Below are 22,159 nucleotides of genomic sequence, written 5' to 3' on the forward strand. Positions count from 1 at the left end.
AGGCGAAGGGCTTGGGGAGGTAGTCGTCGGCGCCGATCTCCAGCCCCTCGACCCGCTCGATGTCGGGCGCGGCGCGGTAGTCGCGCCGCTCGTGCACCGCGGCGCTCGCCCCGAGCAGGCGCGCGGCCTGCTCGTGCTCCCCGCGCCGGAGCGCCAGGTCCGCCACGCCGACCAGGGCGATCGCGACCATCGGCGCGTGCCCGCTCTCCGCGGCGGCCCGGCACGCGGCGGCGTGGTGGGTGCGCGCCTCGTCGAGGTCGGGGGAGAGGTAGCCCTGCTGGTCGTGCAGGACGGCGCGCACGTGCGCCCCGTCCGCGTCGTCGCCCCACAGGACCTGGGCGGTCGCCAGGTGCTCGCGCGCCGCGTCGGCGTCCCCGCGCCAGCGGGCGAGCTCCGCGCGGGCCAGCGCGAGCGAGCCCAGCGTGCCCGGCCACGTGACCCGGCGCGCGTGCCGCTCGGCCTCGGCCATGGCGGCGGCGCTCGCCTCCGCGTCGCCCAGCAGCCAGTGCAGCTGGGCCTGCCGGGTCCGGATCAGGATGGCGTCGTCGACGGCACCGATCTCGGTGACGACCACGATCGCCTCCGCGTGGAGCGCGCACGCCGCGGCGAGCTCGCCGCGCGACGCGACCTGGTCCGCGAGCTCGGACAGGGCGAACGAGATGCCGAACCGCTCGCCGAGCGTCCGGAACTCCGCCAGCGCCAGGGCGAGGTCCACCTCCGCCTCCCGCTCGTCCAGGCCCAGGATGAGCTTGAGCTTGCCGAGCTGCAGCCGGGCCAGCGCGTGGACCCACGGGTCCGCGTCGTCCAGCACGGACTCCCAGGCGGACAGCCCCTCCTCGGGGGCCACCAGCAGCCGTTCGAGCGGGACGATCAGCGGCAGCGCGGCGTGCGGGCGCTCGCTGGTCCGGCTGAGCCGGTAGGACTTGTGGATCCAGTCCGCGGCCGTGTGCTCGTCGCCCATCCCGGTGCTCAGGAACATGGAGAGCAGGGCGTACACCCAGGCCTGGACGTCGTCGGCCAGCTCGCCCGGCAGCTCGGTGGCGGCGACGATGAGCTCCATGCCCTCGGCCTTGTGCCCGCTGAGCCACCAGTACCAGCCGGCGCCGGCCGCGAGCCGCATCGCCTCGGGGGCCTCGCCCGCGGCGAGGGCGCCGCGCATCGCGGCCGTGAGGTTGTCGTGCTCGACGGTCAGCGTGGCGAGCCAGGTGAGCTGCTCGGCGCGGCGCAGGTGCGGCTCGGCCGTCTCGGCGAGCTCGGTGCACCACTCCAGGTGGGCCCGGCGGGCGAGCTCGTCCTCCCCGGCCTCCGCCAGGCGCCCGGCCGCGTACTCCTTGATGGTGCCGAGCATGCGGTAGCGCGGGGCGTGGGCGGTGCCGTCCGCGACGAGCAGCGACTTCTCGGTCAGCGCTGTGAGCAGGTCGAGCACGTCGTCCGGCAGGACATCCGTCGCCGGGTCCGCGCAGACGCGTTCGGCGGCGTCCAGGCTCGCCCCGCCGCGGAACACCGACAGCCGGCGCAGGACGGTGCGCTCCGCGTCGCTCAGCAGCTCCCAGCTCCAGTCGACCATGGCGCGCAGCGTGCGGTGGCGGGGCAGGGCGGTGCGGCTGCCGCCGGTCAGCAGGCGGAACCGGTCGTCGAGCCGGGCGGCGAGCTGGTCGATGGACATCGTGCGCAGCCGGGCGGCTGCCAGCTCGATGGCCAGGGGCATCCCGTCCAGCGCCCGGCAGACGCGCGCCATGGTGGCCAGCGTGCCGGCGTCGGCGGTCGAGCCTGCGGTGGCGGACGCGGCGAGGTCGGCGCGCACGGCGCCCGCCCGGTCGCGCAGCAGGCGGACGGCGGGGGCGGAGCCGATCTCGGCGCCGTCCGCGTCGGCGCCCGGCAGGGCCAGGGGCAGCACCTGCCAGAGCGCCTCGCCCGGGATGCCGATCGCCTCGCGGCTCGTGGCCAGGATCCGCAGCCGCCGGCACTCGCCGAGCACCCGCTCGGCGAACCGCGCCACGGAGTCGATCACGTGCTCGCAGTTGTCCAGGACCAGGAGGGCCTCGCGGTCGCGGACGGCGGCGACGACCCGGTCGGTCGCGTCCAGCGCGGACCCCTCGCCGAGCAGGGCGTCGCGGAGCTCGAGCGCGGTCAGCGCGGCCTGCGCCACGTCGTCGTCGGGCCCGAGCGGGGCCAGCTCGACCAGCCACGCCCCGTCAGGGAGGTCGGCGGCCAGCAGGCCCGCGGTCTCGGTGGCAAGCCGGGTCTTGCCCGCGCCGCCCGGCCCGACCAGCGTGGTGAGCCGGTGGTCAGCGACGAGGCCGCGCACCACGGCGAGGTCGGAGTCGCGGCCCACGAAGCTGGTCAGCGCGGCCCGCACGTTGGTCCGCCGGGTCGCCTCGCGCGGCGCCAGCTCGCCGCGCAGCAGGGCGACGTGCAGCGCCGACAGCTCCGGCGAGGGGTCCACGCCGAGCGCGTCGGCGAGGGCCTCGCGCGTGCGCTGGTAGGCCTCCAGCGCCTCGGCGTCGCGCCCGGCAGCGGCCAGCGCCCGCATCAGGGCGGCGACCAGCCGCTCGCGCACGGGGTGCTCGGCCACGAGGTCGGTCAGCTCCGCGACGACGTCGGCGCCGTGGCCGAGGTCGAGCTCCGCGTCGAACCGGTCCTCCAGCGCCGTCAGGCGGAGCCGGTCGAGCCGGGTGACGGCGGCGGCGAGGCCCCCGCCACCGAACCCGCCGACTCCGCCGCCGATCCCGCCGTCCGGCCCGCCGACGTCCTGCAGGGCCGGGCCGCGCCACAGCGCGAGGGCGTCGCGCAGCAGCCCGACCCGGCCCGCGACGTCTGCGTCGTGCGCCCGGGCGACGAGGCGCTCGAACCGCACGGCGTCGACGTCGTCGGGGGCCACCTGCAGCCGGTAGCCGCTGACCTGCCCTTCCAGCGAGCCGTCCGGCAGCACCTTGCGCAGCCGGGAGACCAGCCGCTGGAGCGCGTTCGTCGCGTCGGACGGCGGGGCCTCGCCCCAGATCCAGTCCACCAGCGTCGCCTTGGGCACCGCGCGGCCGGGGTCGAGCGCGAGGGCGGCCAGCAGCGCGCGCAGCCGCGTCCCGGGGACGTCGGCGGCGGCGCCGTCGTCCAGGATGACCTCGAAGGGACCGATCAGCCTGATCTGCACCGGCAGATATTGGCACAGGGATCGGTCTCCCGGGGTGGGCGTGCGAGCATGACGCCATGACCGCACGCCTCGGCATCATCTGGAACCCTGCCAAGACGACCAGGCACGCCCTCGACACCGCGCTGGACAAGGCCGTGGCCGCCGAGCGCCTGGACGACCCGCGGTGGCGCGAGAGCGTGCTGTGGTTCGAGACCACCGAGGACGACCCCGGCCAGGGCGCGGCCGAGCGGGCGATCGAGGCGGGGGCCGAGGTGGTCGTCGCCGCGGGCGGGGACGGGACCGTCCGGGCCGTCGCGGAGCACCTCGCGCGGTCGGGCGCCGACGTCGAGCTGGGCATCGTCCCGCTCGGCACCGGCAACCTGCTCGCCCGCAACCTCGGGGTGCCGCTGACCGGGGCGGCCGCGGCCTTCCGCCGGGTGCTCGGCGGCCGCCCGCGCACGATCGACGTGGGCTGGCTGGAGATCGACCTCGACGGCGGCACGCGCCGCCACGCCTTCGCGGTCATGGCCGGGTTCGGGCTCGACGCGCACATGATCACCGAGACCGACGACGACCTCAAGGACAAGGTGGGCTGGCTCGCCTACGTCGAGTCGCTGGGGCGGGCGCTGTCCGCCAGCGGCACCCTCGACGTCACGATCACCGCCGACGGCCAGGTGCTGGAGCGCGACAGCGCCCACACGCTGCTGGTGGGCAACTGCGGCATGCTCCAGGCCGGCATCACGCTCCTGCCCGACGCCGACCCCGGCGACGGCGAGCTGGACCTGCTGGTCCTGAGCGCCGACGGCGCTGCCGGCTGGGTCGACACGCTTCGGAACATGGTCTGGGACAACGGCATCAAGCGTGCCCTGGCCGGCGGGGCCTCGGCCGAGAGCAGCGAGAGCGCGACGCACCGCCGGCTGGAGAGCCTGCAGATCGAGCTCAGCGAGCCGCGCGTGTTCGAGATCGACGGCGAGGACCTGGGGGAGTCGACCCGCGCCGCCGTCAGCGTCCAGCCGGGCGCGGTCCGGGTCCGCTGACGGGGCCGGTCGCCAGGTCGGGCGCCGGGCCCACTCCGTCCGCCGGGCCCACTTCGTCGGTCGGGCCCACCAGGAACGGCCGCAGCAGGCCCGGCACCGCGGCGTCGGCGAGCGCCAGGCCGTCCGGCTCGGCGGCGTCGCGCACCGCGTACGCGCCCGTGCCCGCCGCGGTCGTGGCGAGCACCGTGACCAGGCCGGCGCGGCGCTGGAACACCGACTGCCGCACGGTCCAGCCCACGACGGCGCGTCGCTGGAGCGCCACCGTGGCGCGGCGCACGGTGCCGCTGCGCGCGACGAGGTAGCGCTCGGTGAGGGCGTGGCCGAGCGAGCGGTAGGCGTCCAGCGCCAGCGCGATCGCCAGCGGCACGAGCACGATCGCGCTGGTCCAGGCGATGTGCAGCAGCACGGGCGTGAGCAGCAGGCCGAGCACCACGAGCACTGCCTCGGTGCCGAGCACGGTGGCCAGCGCCCAGCGCAGCCGCCGGCCGCGCGCGGCGACCGGGTGCCCGGTGAGCGGCGCCGCCGTGGCCGAGGCCGGCTCGCGCAGCACGTCCGCGGCGACCCGGTCGGCGAGCTCCTTGGGGGCGACCGGCAGCAGGGTCTTGCTGTCGGTCTTGTCCTCCTCGCCCGTCGCGAGGCCCGTCGCGACGGCGTCCACCCGGGCTCCGCCCGCGAGCCGGGCGGTGAGGGGCTCCACGAGCTCGACGCCGCGCAGCCGGGACTCCTCCAGCGTGATCGACCGCGTGGTGAGCAGGCCGCGCCGCACGTGCAGGGTGCCGTCGGCCTGGCGGTCGAGCGTGTGGTTCCACCAGGACTCGACCCACAGCGCGACGGTGGCCACGCCGCCGACCACGAAGAGACCTACGCCCATCAGCACGCCGACGAGCACGGCCGGGGCGAGGCCGAACCACGACCCGATCGTCTCGAACAGCTCCTCCTGCAGGCCGAACCACTCGGACACCTGGATGAGGCCGCCGGCCGCCGCGGCGCCCAGCGCCGGGGTGAGGACGGACAGCGGGGCGAACCGGATCCAGCGGCGGTCGAACCGGGCGAGGGCGCCGTCGTCGGGGCCCTCGGCCGCTCCCTTGGCTCCGCCCGCACCCGGCGCGGCGTGTGCGAGCAGGGTCGCGCGCAGCGCCTCCGCGTCCCGGCGGCGCAGCGGCCAGAGGGTGACGGTCCCCTCGGCCCCGGCCTGCTCGCCCGTGCCCACCCGGACGGTGGCGGTGCCGAGCACGCGCAGCACCGGGTCGGCGGTCAGGTCCACCGAACGGATCCGCTCCCGCCGCAGGGCCAGGCGCTTGCGCACGACGACGCCGGTGTGCACGTGGAACCGCTCCGGGTCCACGCGGAACCGGGTGACGCGCCGCATCCACTCGCCGGCCACGCCGCCCGCGACCACGGCGAGCACCAGCGGGGGCAGCACCCAGGCGAGGGCGAACCCCAGCCCGTTGCCGACGGCCAGCCAGTACCCCGTGATGAGCGCCGCGCCCCCGGCGGGGCCGAGGGTATACGCGGCGCCGGCCAGGTAGGCCCGGCGGTCGAGCCGCTCCCAGGTGTGGTCGTCGGGCACGGGGTTCTCGGGCGCCGGGACGCCGTCGGCGGCGCTCAGGTCGCGTCCTCGGGCGTGGCCTGCGTGGCGACGGTCAGAGCGGCGGCGAGGTCGGCGGCGGTCTCCGCGTCGAGCCCCTCGATCTTGACGGCGCCCCGGGCGGACGCCGTCGTCACCGTGAGCGTGGCGAGGCCGAAGCGCTGCTCCAGGGGCCCGCGGGCGGTGTCGACGGTCTGGATCCGGGAGAGCGGGGCGACCCGCCACGCCTGGAAGAACCAGCCGGTGCGGGTGTAGACGGCCTCGTCGGTGACCTCCCAGCGGTGGTGCCGGAACCACAGCCGCGGCAGGGCGAGCGCGGCGGCCGCGCCGAGGACGACCAGGACGCCGGCGGGCAGGAACAGCCAGAAGCGGGCGGGCGGGATCAGCACGCCCAGCACCACCAGGACGACGACGGGCACCGCCGTCAGCAGGACCCACTGGAGGGCCCACCAGCCCACCGCGCGCGGGTCGACGGCATGCCGTGGGGGACGCAGCCGTAGGGGTTGGCTCGGACTCTCGTCGGTCAGCGGCGATGTCACCCGGTCATGGTCCCAAGGCGGGGGAGCGGCGGCAACAAATTTCCTGGTCGCACGCGATGAGTCCCACGGCGTCGGACGGTCTCTCCTGCAGCACGGTCCCCCCGGGGCGCCGTCCTCGCGGGGGCCGCCCGAACCGAAGGAGCAACAGCATGGACATCACCGAAGACCCAGCGGCGACGGGGCTCGACCTGCGGCGTCCGGGCGACGCCGGGTTCGACGAGGCCCGCATGGTATGGAACGCGATGGTCGACCACCGGCCGGCCCTGGTGGTGCGCTGCCGCACGACGGACGACGTGATCGCCGCCCTGGCGCTGGCCCGGCGCGAGGGCCTGGAGGTGGGCGTCCGGTGCGGCGGGCACAGCGTCGTCGGGCACGGGGTGCCGGACGGCGGGCTGATGATCGACCTCACGCCCCTGGGCGAGGTCCGCGTGGACCCGGAGCGCCGGCGGGCGTGGGTGCAGGGCGGCGCCCTGCTCGGCGCGCTCGACGCGGCGACCCAGCCCCACGGCCTGGCGACGACGGCGGGCAACGTCTCGCACACCGGCGTCGGCGGGCTCACGCTGGGCGGTGGCATGGGGTGGCTGGCGCGCCAGTACGGCCTGGCCTGCGACAACGTCGTGGCCTACGAGGTGGTGACGGCGGCCGGCGAGGTGGTCCGCGCGTCGGCCGACGAGCGGCCCGAGCTGTTCTGGGCGCTCCGCGGCGGGGGCGGCAACTTCGGCGTGGTGACCGAGTTCGAGTTCCGCCTGCACCCGACGGGCACGCGGGCGCTCAGCGTCGAGCTCGACTTCCCGATCGGCACGCCCGGACCGGGGGACGCGGCGTCGTCCGCGGCGTCGGCCGCCTTCCGGTGGCGCGACCTCAGTGTGTACGCCCCGCGGCAGGCCACCTACACCGCGGCAGTGCACGACGGCGTCGCGACGCTCGGCTTCGTCTGGGTGGGCGACCCCGACGAGGGCCGGCAGCACGCGCGGGAGCTCGACGCGCTGGGCACGCCGTCGGACCGCCGCGTCGAGGAACTGTCCTACCTGGACCTGCAGACCCGGGAGGACAGCGTCCGCGGGCACGCCGTGCGCCGCTACTGGAAGGGCCACTACTTCCGCGAGCTGCCCGACGCCGCGCTGGAGGCGCTGCTCGCCCACGACCCCGAGGTGCGGGCCGGCCTCCAGGCCTACGGCGGAGCCATCGCGGAGGTGCCGGACGACGAGACCGCGTTCAGCCAGCGCGACGCGCGGTTCGAGTACGTCGTGGCCACCGGCTGGACCGACCCGGCCGAGGACGAGCGGCTGATCGCCGCCGCCCGCGCGAGCGCGGCCCTGCTGGAGCCGTACGCGAGCGGCGTCTACGTCAACGTCCTGGCCGACGACGGTGCGGCCGGCGTCCGCCGGGCCTACCCGCCCGCGAAGCTGGCGCGGCTCGCGGAGGTCAAGCGCACCTACGACCCGGAGAACGTGTTCCACCTGAACCAGAACATCCCGCCGGCGCCGGCGTGACCGGGGCGGGACGGCGACGGGAGAAAGGTTCACCCGCGATCGCCTTGTGCGGGCGGCCGGGTGTTCTCTAGGTTGCTTCCGTCAGAGCGGACCTGAACCCCAGGTCCGTACCCACCGGCCGGGATCGAGGGGCATCATGTGGTTCGACGTCGAAGGCGTGGCGCACACCGTTGCCCTGCCGGACCCCGGGTGGGCGTTCGAGTCCGGGCTGCTCGCGGCCCTGACCGCGGCGGAGCCCGAGGAGCGGGCGCGGGTGCGGAAGCTGCTCGACGGGCTGCTGGACGTCGCGTACCAGAGCCTCGACCCCGACCGGGTCGACACGGCGCACCTGGTCGAGGAGGCGATCCCCCAGGGGATGGTCGGCGAGGGGCGGGCCGGCGGGCGCCTGCCCGTCGTGGAGCGGACGAGGGGCGCTCTGCGGGCGCTCCCCTACGAGTTCCGGCTCGACGGTCTGGTCGCCCTCGAGGACCTGCTCGACGAGCTCGACGAGGGCGGACCGGACGTGTCCGCTGAGCGGGCCCACCTGGAGTACACCTAGGAGCCGGCCCCGCTGAGGTACACCTGGGTCAGAGCGACCCGCCCGCCACGCGGGGTGCGGCCGCCGACTCGCCGGCGTCGCCGATGGTCTCGCGGGCTACGTAGTTCTCCAGGTCGAAGAGGTTGTCGCCGGCACGCTTCGCGACGGTCACGAGGGTCGTCGCGGCGGCGACCTCCTCGACCTGCTCCTCCAGGAACCACAGCAGGAACTGCTCGCCGAGCGCGTCGCCCTCCGCGCGGGCCGCGCGGAAGATCGCCTCGATCTGGTTGGTCACCTGCTGCTCCTGGTCGAGCGCGAGCTGCAGGGGCTCCAGCACGTTCGCGAAGTCGTTGCGCACCTCGGCCGTGCCCGGGATCTGCACGGGCAGGGACCGGTCGAGGTGGTACTGCACGATCATCATGCCGTGGTTGCGCTCCTCGAGCGCCTGCCGGTAGAAGTGCGCGGCGAGCTGCGGCAGGTCGTGGCTGTCGAACCACACCGCGATCGCCACGTACTGCAGGTGCGCGGCGAACTCGTGGCCCACCTGCTCGCCCAGGAGGCGCAGGTACTCGGAGTTCGGATCGGTCGTCGTCATGGGGCCAACCGTAGGTCAGAGGCCGGGCCGGTGCAGGTGCGCCGGGACGAGGTCGAGCCGCTGGGTCAGGGCGTGGCACATCCCCTCGACGTCGGGGCTCGCCGCGCAGCCGACCCAGAGGGCGAACGGCCCGGCGCAGCAGGCGCAGGCGTCGTCGGGCAGCCACTCGGTCGCCCAGGCCGAGACCGCCGCGGCCAGCAGCTGACCGCGGCGCGGCCGGGGCGAGCCGGGCGAGCGGCGCAGCACGGTGAGGCTCATCCCGGGCGGCAGCGGCCAGTCCGCCGGGTCGTCCTGCCGCTGGCCGCCCGTGACGCCGACCTCCACGTAGACCTGGCCGTAGGCGTAGACCGGGAGCAGGTCGATCAGCTCCCGCAGCCGCGGCGCGTCGTGCGCGTCGCCCGCCATGAGCAGGTGCAGGGAAAAGTCGTCGTACGCCACGTCGTCCTCCAGGTCAGGTAAGGCTTACCTAACACCAACCGACCTGGGTGGGGCAACGGTGGGGAGCCGACCGGCGGGTGTGACCTGCGTCAACCCCGGGCTAGCAGGCTGCGGGCCGTGTCGAGCAGCGTCGTGCCGGCGGGGCGGAACGACATCCCCAGGACCCGCCGGGCCTTGTCGTTGCTGATCTCCAGCGGCAGGTCCGCGCCCCTGGCGGCGTCCTGCTCGACGGCGGAGATGTCCACGCCGAGCTCCCGGCGCAGCAGGTCGATCACCCAGCCCCAGGTCACGACGTCGCCGCTCGTGAGGAGGATGCGCTCGCCGACGGCGGCCGGCGTCGTCATCGCGCGGACGTGCGCCTCGGCGACGTCGCGCACGTCGACCACCCCGAACCGCATCCGCGGGAGCACCGCCACGGCGCCGGTCAGCAGGCCCTGGACGGCCCCGACGGACGTGGACAGCCGCCCGTCGAGCACCGGGCCGAAGATGCCTGTCGGGTTGAGGACGGTCAGGCCGGGCCCGCCGTCCTGCTCGGCCACGAAGTCCCACGCGGCGCGCTCGGCCAGCACCTTCGAGCGGATGTAGGGGTCGTTCGGGCCCTCGGGGTCGGTCCAGTCCGTCTCGTCGTACCGGCGCCCGGCCTTCGGGCTGTAGCCGACGGCGGCGAACGACGACGTCAGCACGACGTGCGCCGTCCCGGCGTCCCGGGCGTGGTGCAGCACCCGCAGGGTGCCGTCCACCGCGGGCGCGATGACCTCCTCGGCCCGGTCCTCCGGCACCGAGCGGAACGGCGAGGCGACGTGGTGGACCACCGAGATGTCGGCCATCGCGGCGGCCCAGCCCGCGTCGTCGTCCAGGGAGATCACGACCGTCTCCAGACGGTCCGCGGGGTCGACGCCGGCGGCGCGGACCAGGTCGGTGACGGCTCCGGCCCGGGCCGCGTCGCGGACGGTCGCCCGGACGCGGTACCCGCGGTCCAGCAGCTCGGCGACCAGGCGGCCGCCGACGTAGCCGTTGCCGCCGGTCACGAGAACGGGTGCGGAGTTGTTTTCGGGCAGGGCGGATCCAGGCATGGTGCAGCTCCTTGGTGAGGGTGGGGTTCAGGTCAGGGGGATCAGAACTTCGTCATCGCGGCGACCGTCCGGTCGGCCGCCCGCCGCTCGGCGTCGGTGTCGCCGTCCACGCGGGCCTGCCACAGGTCGGACTTGGCGCGCAGGTACTCCAGGCGCACCGCGAGCCGGGCCAGCTCGGCCTCGACGCGGTCGGCGTGCGCGGCGAACAGTGCGGCCTCCTCGGCGGCGGCCGCGGCGTCGCCCGGGGCGAGCAGTGCCAGGTAGCGCCGCATCTCCTCGATCGGCACCCCGGCGCCGCGCAGGCAGGACAGCGCCTCCAGCGTCTCGACCACGGCCGGCCCGAACCGGCGGTGCCCGCTGTCCGGGTCGCGGTCCACCGGCCCGACGAGCCCGATCTGCTCGTAGTACCGCAGCGTCGACGCGGTGAGCCCGGTGCGCCGGGCGGCCTCCTGGATGGTGAGCGCCCGCGTCCGTACCGGCGTCGTCCCTGTGCCCCCAAGTTCCATGCCCCCAGGTTCCGCTACTTCGAGCGCTTGAGGTCAACCGTGGCGCCGGTCACGTCTCGTTCCTGTCACGCTCGGGTCCCACGGCGGGTTCGCCCTTGCCTCACCGGGACAGACACGGCAGAGTCTGGTGTGACGCACCTCACGACGGGGTGAGGCGCGTCGCCAAGGAGGTGTCCCATGACGACCACCGAGTTCGCGACGCTGCGCCGTTCGATCGAGCAGCTGCGTCGGAGCGTCGCCGACGTGCGCGGCGCCTTCGGTGACGCGCCCGAGGTGCGGCGGCTGGTGAACGACCTGGAGCGGCTGGAGATCGACGCGGGCGAGCTCGCCGCGGCGCACCCCGCGCGGGGCGTCCCGGACCTGGTTCCCGAGCACGTCGTCGTGCCCGACACCCCGCTGGACGCTTCGATGTTCAGCGATGCCGACGACGAGGGGCTCGGCGGCTACCACGGCGACCGGTCGTGACGACGACGGCGCGGGGTGTCGGCGCGCACGGCGTCGACACCCCGGGGCGTGCCGCGGTCGGCGCCCGCACGCTGCGCACGGACCGGTGGTGGCTCGCGCCCGCGGCGACGGCGGCCGGCCTGCTGGTCTTCGTCGTTTACGCCACCGCGCGGGCGTTCGAGCAGGCGTACTTCTTCGCGGACGAGCGCTACCTGACGCCGTTCTACTCGCCGTGCGTGTCGCTCGGCTGCGCGTCCGCACCGGGCTCGTCGCACTTCGGCATGTTCCTGCCCGACAACCCGCTGATCCCGTACGCGGCCCTCAGCCTGCCGTTCCTGCTGGGCTTCCGGCTGACCTGCTACTACTACCGCAAGGCGTACTACCGCTCGTTCTGGTTGGCCCCGGCGGCGTGCGCGGTGCCCGAGCCGCACGCGCGGCAGACCGGCGAGACCCGCTTCCCCCTGGTCATGCAGAACGTGCACCGCTACTTCTTCTACGTCGCGGTGCTGGTCTCGCTGGTCAACACCTACGACGCGCTCGTCGCGTTCCGGCATCCCGACGACGGGTTCGTCGTGGGTGTCGGCAACCTGGTGCTGCTGGCCAACGTCGCGCTGCTGTGGTGCTACACGGCGTCCTGCCACTCGTGCCGGCACGTGATGGGCGGCCGCCTCACGCACTTCTCGAAGCACCCGGTCCGCTACTGGTTCTGGACCCGGATCTCCGCGCTCAACACGCGGCACATGTTCTTCGCCTGGATCACGCTCGCCTCGCTGATCCTCACCGACCTGTACGTGACGCTCGTCGCGCGTGGGGCGATCACGGACCTTCGCCTCATCGGATAACCGCCTCATCGGACAACCGCACGGCCCGTCGGAGAGGAAGCCCGGCCTTGACCGAGATCGAACGACACGACTACGACGTCCTCGTGATCGGCGCGGGCGGCGCGGGGCTGCGCGCCGCGATCGAGGCCCGCGAGCGCGGGCTGCGCACCGCGATCGTCTGCAAGTCGCTGTTCGGCAAGGCGCACACCGTGATGGCCGAGGGCGGCTGCGCGGCGGCCATGGGCAACGTCAACGAGCACGACTCCTGGCAGGTGCACTTCCGCGACACGATGCGCGGCGGCAAGTTCCTGAACAGCTGGCGGATGGCGGAGCTGCACGCGAAGGAGGCGCCGGACCGGGTCTGGGAGCTGGAGACCTACGGCGCGCTGTTCGACCGGACGCCCGACGGCCGGATCAGCCAGCGCCACTTCGGCGGGCACACCTACCCGCGGCTCGCCCACGTCGGCGACCGGACCGGGCTGGAGCTGCTGCGCACCCTCCAGCAGCGCATCGTCGCGCTGCAGCAGGAGGACCACGCCGCCACCGGCGACTACGAGGCGCGGCTGCGGGTGTTCGCCGAGTGCACGATCACCGAGCTGCTCACCGACCCCGAGGCGGGCACCGAGCACCACGGCGCCGTCGCCGGGGCGTTCGGCTACTGGCGCGAGTCGGGCCGGCACGTCCTGTTCTCCGCGCCCGCCGTGGTGCTGGCCACGGGCGGGATCGGCAAGTCCTTCCAGGTCACGTCCAACTCGTGGGAGTACACGGGCGACGGCCACGCCCTGGCGCTGCGCGCCGGGGCCAGCCTCATCGACATGGAGTTCGTCCAGTTCCACCCCACCGGGATGGTCTGGCCGCCCAGCGTCAAGGGCATCCTCGTGACCGAGGGCGTGCGCGGCGACGGCGGCGTGCTGCGCAACTCCGACGGCGAGCGGTTCATGTTCGGGTACGTGCCGGACGTGTTCAAGGGCCAGTACGCCCAGTCCGAGGACGAGGCCGACCGCTGGTACGACGACCAGGAGAACAACCGCCGCACGCCCGACCTGCTGCCCCGCGACGAGGTGGCCCGCGCCATCAACACCGAGGTCAAGGAGGGCCGCGGCTCGCCCCACGGCGGCGTCTACCTCGACATCGCCAGCCGCATGCCCGCCGACGAGATCCGGCGGCGCCTGCCCTCGATGTACCACCAGTTCAAGGAGCTGGCCGACGTCGACATCACGGCCGAGCAGATGGAGGTCGGCCCCACCTGCCACTACGTGATGGGCGGCATCGCCGTGGACCCCGACACCGGGCAGTCCCGCGTGCCCGGCCTGTTCGCCGCGGGGGAGTGCGCCGGCGGGATGCACGGCTCCAACCGCCTCGGCGGCAACTCGCTGTCCGACCTGCTGGTGTTCGGCCGGCGCGCGGGCCTCGGCGCGGCCGACTACGTCGTCGGCCTGGACCGCCGTCCCGCCGTCCGGGACGCGGACGTCGCCGCGGCGGCCGCGATGACGCTCGCGCCGTTCGACGCGCACCCGGCCGCTGCCGGCGGCGAGAACCCCTACACGCTGCACGCCGAGCTCCAGCGCGTGATGAACGACCTCGTCGGCATCATCCGCACGGAGGCCGAGGTGGTTGCCGCGCTCGACCGGCTCGCCGAGCTGCGGGCCCGGGTGCACGACGTCGTCGTCGAGGGCCACCGCCAGTACAACCCCGGCTGGCACCTGGCGCTGGACCTGCGCAACATGCTCATGGTCAGCGAGGCCGTCGCGTCCTCCGCCCTGCTGCGCACCGAGAGCCGCGGCGGCCACACCCGCGAGGACCACCCCGGGCTCGACGCCGAGTGGCGGCACCGGGTGCTGGTCACCCACTGCGTACGGGACGGCTCAGGGCTCGGTACCGGGGCAGCGGTGGTGCCGCGGACCGCCGTCGAACCCGCCGAGCGCGAACCCATGCGCCCGGACCTGCTCGCGCTGTTCGACCTGTCCGAGCTGGAGAAGTACTACACGCCGGCCGAGCTGGCGGGGCACCCCGACGCGGGGCACCCCGAGGCCGGGCAGCCTGACGTCGGGTCGTCCGCAGTGCTGCACCCCGAGGGAGGAACGGCATGAGCTACAAGGGACGCTTCCGGGTCTGGCGCGGGGACGCGTCCGGCGGGGCGCTCGCGGACTTCGAGGTGGAGGTCAACGAGGGCGAGGTCGTGCTCGACGTGCTGCACCGGATCCAGGCCACGCAGGCGCCCGACCTCGCGGTGCGGTGGAACTGCAAGGCGGGCAAGTGCGGGTCGTGCTCGGCCGAGATCGACGGGCGCCCGCGGCTGCTGTGCATGACGCGGATGTCGGCGTTCGCGCCCACCGACGTGGTCACCGTGACGCCGATGCGGACGTTCCCGGTGCTGCGCGACCTCGTGACGGACGTGTCGTTCAACTACGCCAAGGCGCGCGAGGTCCCGTCGTTCACGCCGCCGGCCGGCCTCGCGCCGGGCGAGTACCGGATGGCGCAGGTCGACGTCGAGCGATCGCAGGAGTTCCGCAAGTGCATCGAGTGCTTCCTGTGCCAGGACACGTGCCACGTGGTGCGCGACCACGACGAGAACAAGGAGGCGTTCGCCGGCCCGCGGTTCCTGATGCGGGTCGCCGAGCTGGAGATGCACCCGCTCGACGTCGCCGACCGGGTGCCCGCCGTGCAGGACGAGCACGGCCTGGGCCGCTGCAACATCACCAAGTGCTGCACCGAGGTGTGCCCCGAGGGGATCAAGATCACCGACAACGCCCTCATCCCTATGAAGGAGCGAGTGGCGGACCGGCGCTACGACCCCCTGGTGTGGCTGGGCCGGACGATCTCGCGGCGGCGCGACTGAGCTCCGTGCGGATGCCGGCGACGCCGCCCAGCCCGAGCTCGACGGACTGGTCCAGGCACTCCTGCCAGGCGTCGCGCGCCTCCGTCCAGCGGCCGGCCTCACCGAGCAGGACGGCGAGCCGGCGCTCGGCGGCCACCAGGTCCTGCCGCATGTCGAACTCACGGAACCGGACCGCCGCCTCCTGGTAGCAGACGATCGCCCGCCCCGGGTCGCCCAGGGCGGTGTGCACGTGGCCGAGCGTGTCCCAGACGACGGCGCGGGTGGTCGGGTTGTCCCGGTCGTTCAGCATCCCCAGGGCCCGCTCGGCCAGCGGCAGCGCCCGGTCGAGGTCGCCGGCGTGCGCCAGGGCCCACGCGAGGATGTTCAGCGCGTGGGCCTCGTGGAAGGGGTCGCCGGAGCGGCGGCCGTGCACGAGCGCCTGCTCCGCCTGGCGCACCGCCTCGTCGTGCCGCCCCCAGCGCACCAGGTCGCCGGCGTAGCCGTGGTGGGCGAGCTGGAGCCCGCGCACGTCGCCCAGCTCGGCGGCCAGGTCGACGGTGCGGCGCCGCAGCTCCTCGCACGCCCTGCGGCGCCCCGCGGCCGCCGCCAGCGCCGCGAGGTACCGGGTGCACCACAGCTCCGCCCGCCGGTCCCGGACCTCGACCGCGACGTCGCGCGCCGCGACCAGCACCGTCCACAGCGCGTCGCGCTGCTCCGCGTGGTGGGACAGCGTGCTGTACAGGGCCCAGACCAGGGACAGCATCTCGCCGCGGAACCCGTGCTCGCGGGCCGCCGTCACGACGGCGAACAGGACGGTCCGCTCGGCGTGGAACCAGGCGGCCGGCTCCTCGTCCGGCACCCGGACGGGGCCGGGGTCCCGGACGAACTCCTGGCGCACGCGGGCGGGCCACCTGCGGCGGTCCATCTCCAGCGCGACGCCCAGGTACCAGGCCGTCACGCGCCCGACGGCGGCGTCCCGCCACTCCTGCGTCTCGTCCTCCCGCGCCCGCTCGCGGGCGTACTCCGCCACGAGGTCGTGCATCGCGAACCGGCCGGGCGCGTGCTCCGTCACGAGGTTCACGCGGACGAGCTCGGCCAGCGCGCGGCCTGCGACGTCGTCCCCGTCGTCGTTCCTGGCGCCGTCCCCGTCCCCGTCCCCGTCAGAGCCTCCGTCGTCGTCCCCGGCGCCGCCGTCGGGGTCGCCGTACAGGGCCGCCAGCGCGGCGCCCGCGACGTCCGGCCCGGGATGGACCCCGAGCAGCCGGAACAGGCGCGCCGCCTCGGGGGTCAGCGCCCGGTACGACGTGGCGAACACGCTGCGGACGTCGGCCATCGCGTCGTCGTCGCCCAGCGTGTCCAGCCGGGCGCCGCCGTCCGCCAGCTCGTCGGCGACCGCCGACAGCGGGAATCCCGGCCGGGCCAGCACCCGGGCCGCGGCGATCACGACGGCCAGCGGCAGGCCGGCGCACCGCTCTACGATCCGGCGCGCGGCCTCCGGCTCGGCCGCGCAGCGCTCCGCGCCGACCCGCAGCGCGAGCAGGTCGAGCCCCTCGGCGGGCGTCAGGGTGCCCAGCGCGACCCGCGCGGCGCCCAGGCCCGTCAGGGTGGCGCGGCTCGTGACCACGGCGACGCCCGGCCCGGATCCGGGCAGGAGCGGCGCCACCTGGTCGGCGTCGCGGACGTTGTCCAGCACCACGAGCAGCCGCCGTCCCGCGACGACGCCCCGGTACAGCGCGAGCAGGGCGTCCTCCGCCGCCGGGACGCGGCCCTTGGCCACGCCCAGGGCCTCCAGGAACGCCCGCACCACCGTGCCCGGCGGCACCGGCGCCGACGTCGGGTCGAACCCCCGCAGGTTCGCGTAGAGCTGCCCGTCGGGGAACCGGCCGGCCACCCGGTGCGCCCAGTGCAGCGCGGTCGCGGTCTTGCCGACACCGCCCGCGCCGTCGAGCACCGCGACCCGGGGCGCGCCGTCGTCCGCGAGGAACACGTCGAGACCGGCGAGCGCGCCCGCCCGGCCGCTGAACGCCAGGGGGCCCAGGGGGAGCTGGCGCGGGACCCGGCCCGGCTCCTCGTCCGGTCGGACGGCGGCGTCTGTGCCGGCGAACCCTGCGCCGGCGAACTCTGCGCCTGCGCTCTTTGAGCCGGCGGTATCCGAGCCGGTGGCATCCGGGCCGGCGGCCTCCGCGCCGGCGATGTCCCGGCGCAGCCGCCGGATCGCCGCCCCGGGGCCGATGCCCAGCTCGTCGGCGAGCGTCCGCTCCAGCCGCGCGGCGGCGTCGAGGGCCTCGGCGGGCCGTCCGGTCCGGGCCAGCGCCGTCATGAGGTGCCCCCAGAAGCGCTCCTGCAGCGGGTACCGGTCCGTGAGCTCGCGCAGCTCCGCGACCAGGGCGTCGTCCGGCGTCGCGAGGTCGATCTCGATCCGGCGGGCCAGCGCCGCCAGGCGCTGCTCCTCCAGCCGCGGACCCTCGACCGCGTGGAGGAGCTCGGACCCGACCCCGTCGAACGGCGCGCCGCGCCACAGCCCCAGCGCGTCGGCCAGGCGCCGGCGCTCCGCGGCCGGGGCCTCGCCGGGCCGGGGCTGGACGAGCCCCGCGAACGACGCGACGTCCACGCGCCCGGCGGGAAGGGCGAGCCGGTACCCGCCCGGTCCGGTCTCGACCACGGCGTCGCCCAGGACGGACCGCAGCCTGCGGACCAGCACCTGCAGCGACCCCTGCGGGGAGGCGGGCAGCTCCTCGCCCCAGACGACGTCGACCAGGCGCTCCACGGACACCGGCGCCCCCGCGCCGGCGGCCAGCCCGGCCAGGAGGGACCGCAGCCGGCCCGGCAGCCGCACCTCCGCGCCGTCCACGACGACGGCGAACGGGCCCAGCACGGCGACCGTGACCGCGGGCTCGTGCCCGTCGTCCATCTGCGTCCCGTCCTGCCGCATCCCGTCCCGCACCGTCGCGCCCCCCGTCCCGGCCATCCTGCCGGGTCGGGCTCCCGACCGACAGGTGAAAGCGGTTTGAAACCGCCACGGCGTGGAATGGGCGGTGACGCCGAGATCCGGCGTCCTGCAGGAGGGTGCCGATGCTACGGATCCACTTCACCGCCGAGGACCTGCTGCGGGTCCGGCTCGCCCCCGGGCCCGACCCCCTGTGGGAGGCCGTGCTCAGCGCGCACCAGGTCAACCAGCCGGGCGGACCCCTGGTCTTCGCCGAGTGGCGCTCGCGCGTGGTGTCCGGGATGTCGTGGGAGGCGCGCTCCTACCTGCGGCTCACGCCGCCGCGGGGGTACACGCCCGACTTCCTCACGCCCGCCGGCGGCACCACCGAGCTCGGGGCCGGCCTGGAGACGGTGCTGAGCACGCCGTCCGCCCGGTTCCGGGACGAGCTGGAGCTCCTGGGCGGGCAGCGCGACGTGCCGCGCTGGGCACTCGACCTCGCGCGCTCGGCGCCCGCCCGGCGGCGGCTGGAGCGGGCCACCCAGGCCTACCACGACCAGGCGCTCGCGCCGTACTGGTCCGCGATCCGCACCGCCGTGGAGGCCGACGTCGCCGCGCACGTGCGCACCCTGACCGGCGGCGGCACGGCGGCCCTGCTCGGCTCGCTGCACCCGTCCGTCACCTGGCGGGACCCGGTGCTCCGCGTCGAGACCGCGGCCGACCGGGACGTCTACCTGGAGGGCCGGGGGATCACGCTGCAGCCGGCGTTCTTCTGCTGGCGCGCGCCGATCTCGCTGGCCGACCCGGGCCTCGCGCCCGTGCTCGTGTACCCGGTGCCGCACCGGCTGTCCTGGCTCCGCCCGGCCGGCGGCGGCCGGCACGACCGGGCGCTGGCCGCGCTCCTCGGCCGGACGCGCGCGGCCGCGCTGGCGGCCCTGGCCTACGGCGCGAGCACGAGCGAGCTGGCGCGGCACATCGGCGTCTCCGCGCCGTCGGCCTCGGAGCACGCGTCCGTGCTGCGCGACGCCGGGCTGATCGCGTCGCGGCGGGAGCGCAACAGCGTGTGGCACACCCTGACGCCGCTCGGTCAGGCGGTACTGGACGGCGACCGGGTGCTGCCGGTCGTTCAGCGACCTCCGGCGTCGGCTGCGTCGCGGGCGGCATCGCCAGCGTCGGCGGGGGCGCGGGCGTCGGCGGGGGCGCCGCGCGCGGCGTCGGCGGCTGCGAGCTTGGCGAGGATCCCGGCGAGCTCGTCCGTGCGGCCGAGGGCGCGCAGCTCCTCGGCGCACGCCCGGTAGGTGGCGGCCGCGGCGTCGGGCTCGCCCAGGTCGAGCTGGATGTCACCGACGAGCTCGCGGGTGTAGCAGCGGAGCCAGACGTCATCGGCCTCCGTCAGGGTGGCGTACGCCTGCTGCGCGGCCGCCAGCGCGGCGTCGAGCTTGCCCAGCCGGCGCAGGTAGAGGCCCACCGCGGACTCGGTGCAGCCGTCGCCGAGGAGGTCGCCCGTGCCGCGGAAGAGATCGAGCGCGCGCTCGGCGTGGTCGAGGGCCTCGTCCAGGCGGCCCAGCTCGGACAGGACGGCGGCCGTGGTGTTCAGCAGCCAGGCGCGCGTGGTGTCGTCGACCTCGGCGTGGCGCTCGGGGTCGTCGACCTCGGCGTGGTGCTCGGCCTGGCGCTCGGCGCGGTGCTCGGTGTGGCGCTCGGTGTGGCGCTCGGCCGTGTGCTCGGACGTGTGCTCGGCCGTGCGCTCGGCCGTGCGCTCGGTCAGGGGGAGCGTCGGCTCCAGGGTGCGCCAGGCGTCGTCGGGCCGCCCGAGCCGCATGAGGGCGTGGGCGATCCAGCGGCGGGAGCCCACCTGCTCCGGAACGCGGCCGAGCCGTTCCAGCGCGGCGAGCGCCAGGCGCTCGGCCTCCAGGACGGTCGGGACCTGCTTGCGCGCCCACAGGTACGGACGCAGGCAGCGCGCGATGCGCCAGGTGTGCTCGTGGTTGCCGGTGGCGGCGGCGCGCCGGACCATCGCGACGAGGACGGGCGCCTCGGTGTCGAGGAGGGCCGCCCCGGCGTCGTACCCGGACGGCGGGGGCGACCCGAGCACGCCGTCCGCCGGCGGGCCGAGCGTGTGCCGGTCCTCGGTGAGGGCGAGTGAATCCTCGGCCTGGTGGGCCATGCCGAGGTAGTGGTCGAGCATGCGGACGGTCGCGGCGGCGGACTGCTCGGGCGGGTCCTTGGCGACCAGCTCGGTCGCGTAGTCCATGAGCAGCTCGTGCATGGTGAACCGGCCCGGCGCGAGCTCGATCAGGAGGCTCGCCCGCTCCAGCTCGGCGACGGCGGCGCGGGCACGGTCCCGGGGGAGCGCGCCGAGGCTCGCGACGCTCGGGATCGTGACGTGCGGCCCGGGATGCAGGCCGAGCAGGCGGAACACCGTGGCGGCGTCGGCGCCCAGCGCGCGGTACGACCACGAGAAGACGGAGCGGGCCGCGTGGTCGCGGCCGGCGGACAGGGCGGCGATGCGGGACCGGTGCAGCTCGCGGACCAGGCCGGCGAGCGGCGCCCCGGGCCGCGCGGCCGCGCGCTCGGCGACGATCACGTGCGCCAGGGGGAGCCCGCCGCACAGCGCCAGCAGCTCGCGCACGGCCTCGGGCTCCGCCGCGAGGCGGGCGGCGCCCAGCCGGGCGGCCAGCACGTCCTCGGCCTCGGGCGACGGGAGGGTCCCGAGGGCGAGCCGCGCGGCGCCCTCGACGGCGACCAGGCCGCCGAGCCGGTTCCGGCTCGTGACGACCACCACGCAGCGCCGTCCGCCCGGCAGGAGGGGCCGCACCTGCTCGACATCGCGGGCGTTGTCCAGCACCACCAGGACCCGGCGGTCCGCGAGCACCGAGCGGTACAGGGCGGCCTGGGCGTCGGCGTCGTCCGGGATCCGGGCGGGCGGGACGCCGAGCGCGTCGAGGAACTGGCGGACGGCGACCGCGGGGGCCAAAGGCGTGTTCGTGGGGAAGTAGCCGCGCAGGTTCACGTAGAGCGTCCCGTCGGGGAAGTGGTCGGCCGCGCGGTGGGCCCAGTGCAGCACCGTCGCCGTCTTGCCGACCCCGCCCGGTCCGTCGACGACGGCGATCCCGGGGGCGGTGTCGAGGAGGGCGTCCAGGGCGTCGAGGGCGGCGGCCCGGCCGCGGAAGGTGCGCTCCGGGGGCGGGAGCAGGGCGGGTCGGGCTGGTGGTACTGGTTGTGCCGTTGGTGCTGCCGGCGCGGGTGGCTCGGACTGCTCCGGTGGCTCGGACTGCTCCGGCGCTTCGGGTGGCTCGGGCGCGAGGAGGCGGCGGTGGGCCGCCTGTGCCTCCGCGCCGGGTGGGGTGCCGAGCTCGTCGCGCAGGATCCGGTACAGGTCCTGGTAGGCGGCCAGGGCGTCGGCGCGCCGGCCGGTGCGGTCGAGTACGCCCATGAGCCGGACCCACAGGCTCTCGCGCAGCGGGTGGACACCGACGAGCTCGCGCAGGGCGGCGGCCAGCTCGCCGAGGTCTGCGTCGCCGAGGCCTGCGCCGCTGGAGTCTGCGTCGCCGGGGCCTGCGTCGCCGAGGTCTGCGTTGCTGGGGTCTGGGGTGCCGGGGCCTGCGTCGCGGGGGTCTGGGGTGCCGGGGTCCGGGGCGCCCGGGTGCGGGGTGCTGTGGCGCGGGGTGCCCGGGCGCGGGGCGTGGCCGGCCAGTGCGAGGTCGGCGCACCGTTCCACGGCGGCCAGCGCGGGCTGCACCAGCCGCGGGCGGTCGACCGTGACGAGCAGGTCGGAGTCGATGGTCTCGAAGGGGGAGCCCCGCCAGTGCGCGAGGGCCTGGCGCAGGAGCCGGTACTCCTCGGCGGGGTCGGCCGCTGTGCGGCTCTCGGCCAGCGCCGACTCGAACCGGGACAGGTCGACGGCGTCCGGCGGGACGTCGAGCTGGTAGCCGCCGGGGGTGGTGCGGACGGCGTCGCGCCCGAGCGCCGTGCGGAGCCGGGTGACCAGCACCTGGATGGCCTTGCGGGTGTCGGCGGGGCGGTCCGGGCCCCACACCGCGGCGGCGATGCGCTCGGTCGGCACGGGCCGTCCGACGTCGAGCGCGAGCACTGCGAGCAGCGTGCGCAGGCGGGAGCTGAGGGCGACGGGCGCGTCGTCGACCGTCACGGCGAACGGGCCGAGCAGACGTACCGAGAGCCGGCCCGTGACATGTGCCATGCCCGCTCCCTGGGTCGGCCGTCGTTGTGCCTGCCG

Annotated in this window: 16 protein-coding genes and 1 pseudogene; 8 read left to right on the forward strand and 9 right to left on the reverse strand. The window is 75.7% G+C overall.

Annotation, left to right across the window (positions count from 1 at the left end):
• The coding region (locus ACFWEJ_RS05730) for a BTAD domain-containing putative transcriptional regulator (RefSeq protein WP_377228237.1) at positions 1 to 3,148 on the reverse strand (3,148 nt) is incomplete at its 3' end.
• A gap of 56 nt (positions 3,149 to 3,204) precedes the next feature.
• Between ACFWEJ_RS05730 and ACFWEJ_RS05735 the strand changes: the two genes are divergently transcribed.
• Positions 3,205 to 4,164, forward strand: coding sequence for a diacylglycerol/lipid kinase family protein (locus ACFWEJ_RS05735; protein ID WP_377228238.1), 960 nt, complete (start codon positions 3,205 to 3,207; stop codon positions 4,162 to 4,164).
• Here the strand turns inward: ACFWEJ_RS05735 and ACFWEJ_RS05740 are convergent.
• Both ACFWEJ_RS05740 and ACFWEJ_RS05745 read right to left on the reverse strand, forming a co-directional pair.
• Positions 4,130 to 5,734 carry a PH domain-containing protein gene (locus ACFWEJ_RS05740; RefSeq protein WP_377228239.1) on the reverse strand — a complete coding sequence of 535 codons (1,605 nt, stop codon included), beginning with the start codon at positions 5,732 to 5,734 and terminating at the stop codon, positions 4,130 to 4,132. The two genes, ACFWEJ_RS05735 and ACFWEJ_RS05740, sit on opposite strands and share 35 nt — an antisense overlap.
• Positions 5,735 to 5,769: 35 nt before the next feature.
• Entirely contained in the window at positions 5,770 to 6,291 is a 522-nt protein-coding gene (locus ACFWEJ_RS05745) for a PH domain-containing protein (protein WP_377228240.1), read from the reverse strand.
• 149 nt (positions 6,292 to 6,440) lie between these two features.
• On the opposite strand from ACFWEJ_RS05745, the gene ACFWEJ_RS05750 reads away from it, so the two are divergent.
• Together ACFWEJ_RS05750 and ACFWEJ_RS05755 are read left to right on the forward strand one after the other, a co-directional pair.
• Positions 6,441 to 7,784 carry an FAD-binding oxidoreductase gene (locus tag ACFWEJ_RS05750; protein WP_377228241.1) on the forward strand — a complete coding sequence of 448 codons (1,344 nt, stop codon included), beginning with the start codon at positions 6,441 to 6,443 and terminating at the stop codon, positions 7,782 to 7,784.
• 136 nt (positions 7,785 to 7,920) lie between these two features.
• Complete coding sequence (locus tag ACFWEJ_RS05755; protein WP_377228242.1) at positions 7,921 to 8,322, forward strand: hypothetical protein; 402 nt, start codon at positions 7,921 to 7,923, stop codon at positions 8,320 to 8,322.
• Positions 8,323 to 8,350: 28 nt separating this feature from the next.
• Here ACFWEJ_RS05755 and ACFWEJ_RS05760 read toward each other — a convergent pair whose 3' ends face one another.
• The 4 genes from ACFWEJ_RS05760 to ACFWEJ_RS05775 form a co-directional block, all read right to left on the reverse strand.
• The gene (locus ACFWEJ_RS05760; RefSeq protein ID WP_377228243.1) at positions 8,351 to 8,896 is read right to left on the reverse strand and encodes a ferritin; all 546 of its coding nucleotides are present in this window, start codon (positions 8,894 to 8,896) and stop codon (positions 8,351 to 8,353) included.
• A 15-nt stretch (positions 8,897 to 8,911) separates the two neighbouring features.
• Positions 8,912 to 9,334 (reverse strand): hypothetical protein, encoded by a 423-nt coding sequence (locus ACFWEJ_RS05765; RefSeq protein ID WP_377228244.1) that lies wholly within the window; start codon positions 9,332 to 9,334, stop codon positions 8,912 to 8,914.
• Positions 9,335 to 9,423: 89 nt separating this feature from the next.
• Positions 9,424 to 10,407: an NAD-dependent epimerase/dehydratase family protein gene (locus ACFWEJ_RS05770; protein ID WP_377228245.1), complete on the reverse strand. Its 984-nt coding sequence runs from the start codon at positions 10,405 to 10,407 to the stop codon at positions 9,424 to 9,426.
• 41 nt (positions 10,408 to 10,448) lie between these two features.
• Positions 10,449 to 10,913: a MerR family transcriptional regulator gene (locus ACFWEJ_RS05775; protein WP_377228246.1), complete on the reverse strand. Its 465-nt coding sequence runs from the start codon at positions 10,911 to 10,913 to the stop codon at positions 10,449 to 10,451.
• A gap of 177 nt (positions 10,914 to 11,090) precedes the next feature.
• Here ACFWEJ_RS05775 and ACFWEJ_RS05780 point away from each other — a divergent pair, with 177 nt between their 5' ends.
• The 4 genes from ACFWEJ_RS05780 to ACFWEJ_RS05795 are packed head-to-tail and all read left to right on the forward strand — an operon-like array spanning position 11,091 to position 15,017.
• Positions 11,091 to 11,378, forward strand: a complete 288-nt coding sequence (locus ACFWEJ_RS05780) for a hypothetical protein (RefSeq protein WP_377228247.1) — start codon at positions 11,091 to 11,093, stop codon at positions 11,376 to 11,378.
• Positions 11,375 to 12,199: a hypothetical protein gene (locus tag ACFWEJ_RS05785; protein ID WP_377228248.1), complete on the forward strand. Its 825-nt coding sequence runs from the start codon at positions 11,375 to 11,377 to the stop codon at positions 12,197 to 12,199. The genes ACFWEJ_RS05780 and ACFWEJ_RS05785 overlap by 4 nt, the downstream gene beginning before the upstream one ends.
• Positions 12,200 to 12,246: 47 nt before the next feature.
• Positions 12,247 to 14,268, forward strand: coding sequence for a fumarate reductase/succinate dehydrogenase flavoprotein subunit (locus ACFWEJ_RS05790; RefSeq protein ID WP_377228249.1), 2,022 nt, complete (start codon positions 12,247 to 12,249; stop codon positions 14,266 to 14,268).
• The gene (locus ACFWEJ_RS05795; protein WP_377228250.1) at positions 14,265 to 15,017 is read left to right on the forward strand and encodes a succinate dehydrogenase/fumarate reductase iron-sulfur subunit; all 753 of its coding nucleotides are present in this window, start codon (positions 14,265 to 14,267) and stop codon (positions 15,015 to 15,017) included. Before ACFWEJ_RS05790 ends, ACFWEJ_RS05795 begins: the two co-directional genes overlap by 4 nt.
• Here the strand turns inward: ACFWEJ_RS05795 and ACFWEJ_RS05800 are convergent.
• Entirely contained in the window at positions 14,938 to 17,964 is a 3,027-nt protein-coding gene (locus ACFWEJ_RS05800; RefSeq protein WP_377228251.1) for a BTAD domain-containing putative transcriptional regulator, read from the reverse strand. The genes ACFWEJ_RS05795 and ACFWEJ_RS05800 overlap by 80 nt on opposite strands.
• Before the next feature lie 104 nt (positions 17,965 to 18,068).
• On the opposite strand from ACFWEJ_RS05800, the gene ACFWEJ_RS05805 reads away from it, so the two are divergent.
• Positions 18,069 to 19,220: an ArsR family transcriptional regulator gene (locus tag ACFWEJ_RS05805; protein ID WP_377228252.1), complete on the forward strand. Its 1,152-nt coding sequence runs from the start codon at positions 18,069 to 18,071 to the stop codon at positions 19,218 to 19,220.
• Positions 19,221 to 19,327: 107 nt separating this feature from the next.
• On the opposite strand, the pseudogene ACFWEJ_RS05810 reads toward ACFWEJ_RS05805, so the two are convergent.
• A pseudogene (locus tag ACFWEJ_RS05810) lies at positions 19,328 to 22,123 on the reverse strand (BTAD domain-containing putative transcriptional regulator); the annotation flags it as partial.
• Positions 22,124 to 22,159 lie beyond the last annotated feature (36 nt).

The sequence above is a fragment of the Promicromonospora sp. NPDC060204 genome (assembly GCF_042728455.1).
GTDB lineage: Bacteria > Actinomycetota > Actinomycetes > Actinomycetales > Cellulomonadaceae > Promicromonospora.

Excerpts from the sequence above, each read along its gene's own strand:
- ACFWEJ_RS05735 (WP_377228238.1), top strand. The coding sequence starts at position 3,205 with ATGACCGCACGCCTCGGCATCATCTGGAACCCTGCCAAGACGACCAGG.
- ACFWEJ_RS05750 (WP_377228241.1), top strand. The coding sequence starts at position 6,441 with ATGGACATCACCGAAGACCCAGCGGCGACGGGGCTCGACCTGCGGCGT.
- ACFWEJ_RS05755 (WP_377228242.1), top strand. The coding sequence starts at position 7,921 with ATGTGGTTCGACGTCGAAGGCGTGGCGCACACCGTTGCCCTGCCGGAC.
- ACFWEJ_RS05760 (WP_377228243.1), bottom strand. The coding sequence starts at position 8,896 with ATGACGACGACCGATCCGAACTCCGAGTACCTGCGCCTCCTGGGCGAG.
- ACFWEJ_RS05770 (WP_377228245.1), bottom strand. The coding sequence starts at position 10,407 with ATGCCTGGATCCGCCCTGCCCGAAAACAACTCCGCACCCGTTCTCGTG.
- ACFWEJ_RS05775 (WP_377228246.1), bottom strand. The coding sequence starts at position 10,913 with ATGGAACTTGGGGGCACAGGGACGACGCCGGTACGGACGCGGGCGCTC.
- ACFWEJ_RS05780 (WP_377228247.1), top strand. The coding sequence starts at position 11,091 with ATGACGACCACCGAGTTCGCGACGCTGCGCCGTTCGATCGAGCAGCTG.
- ACFWEJ_RS05795 (WP_377228250.1), top strand. The coding sequence starts at position 14,265 with ATGAGCTACAAGGGACGCTTCCGGGTCTGGCGCGGGGACGCGTCCGGC.
- ACFWEJ_RS05800 (WP_377228251.1), bottom strand. The coding sequence starts at position 17,964 with ATGGCCGGGACGGGGGGCGCGACGGTGCGGGACGGGATGCGGCAGGAC.
- ACFWEJ_RS05805 (WP_377228252.1), top strand. The coding sequence starts at position 18,069 with ATGCTACGGATCCACTTCACCGCCGAGGACCTGCTGCGGGTCCGGCTC.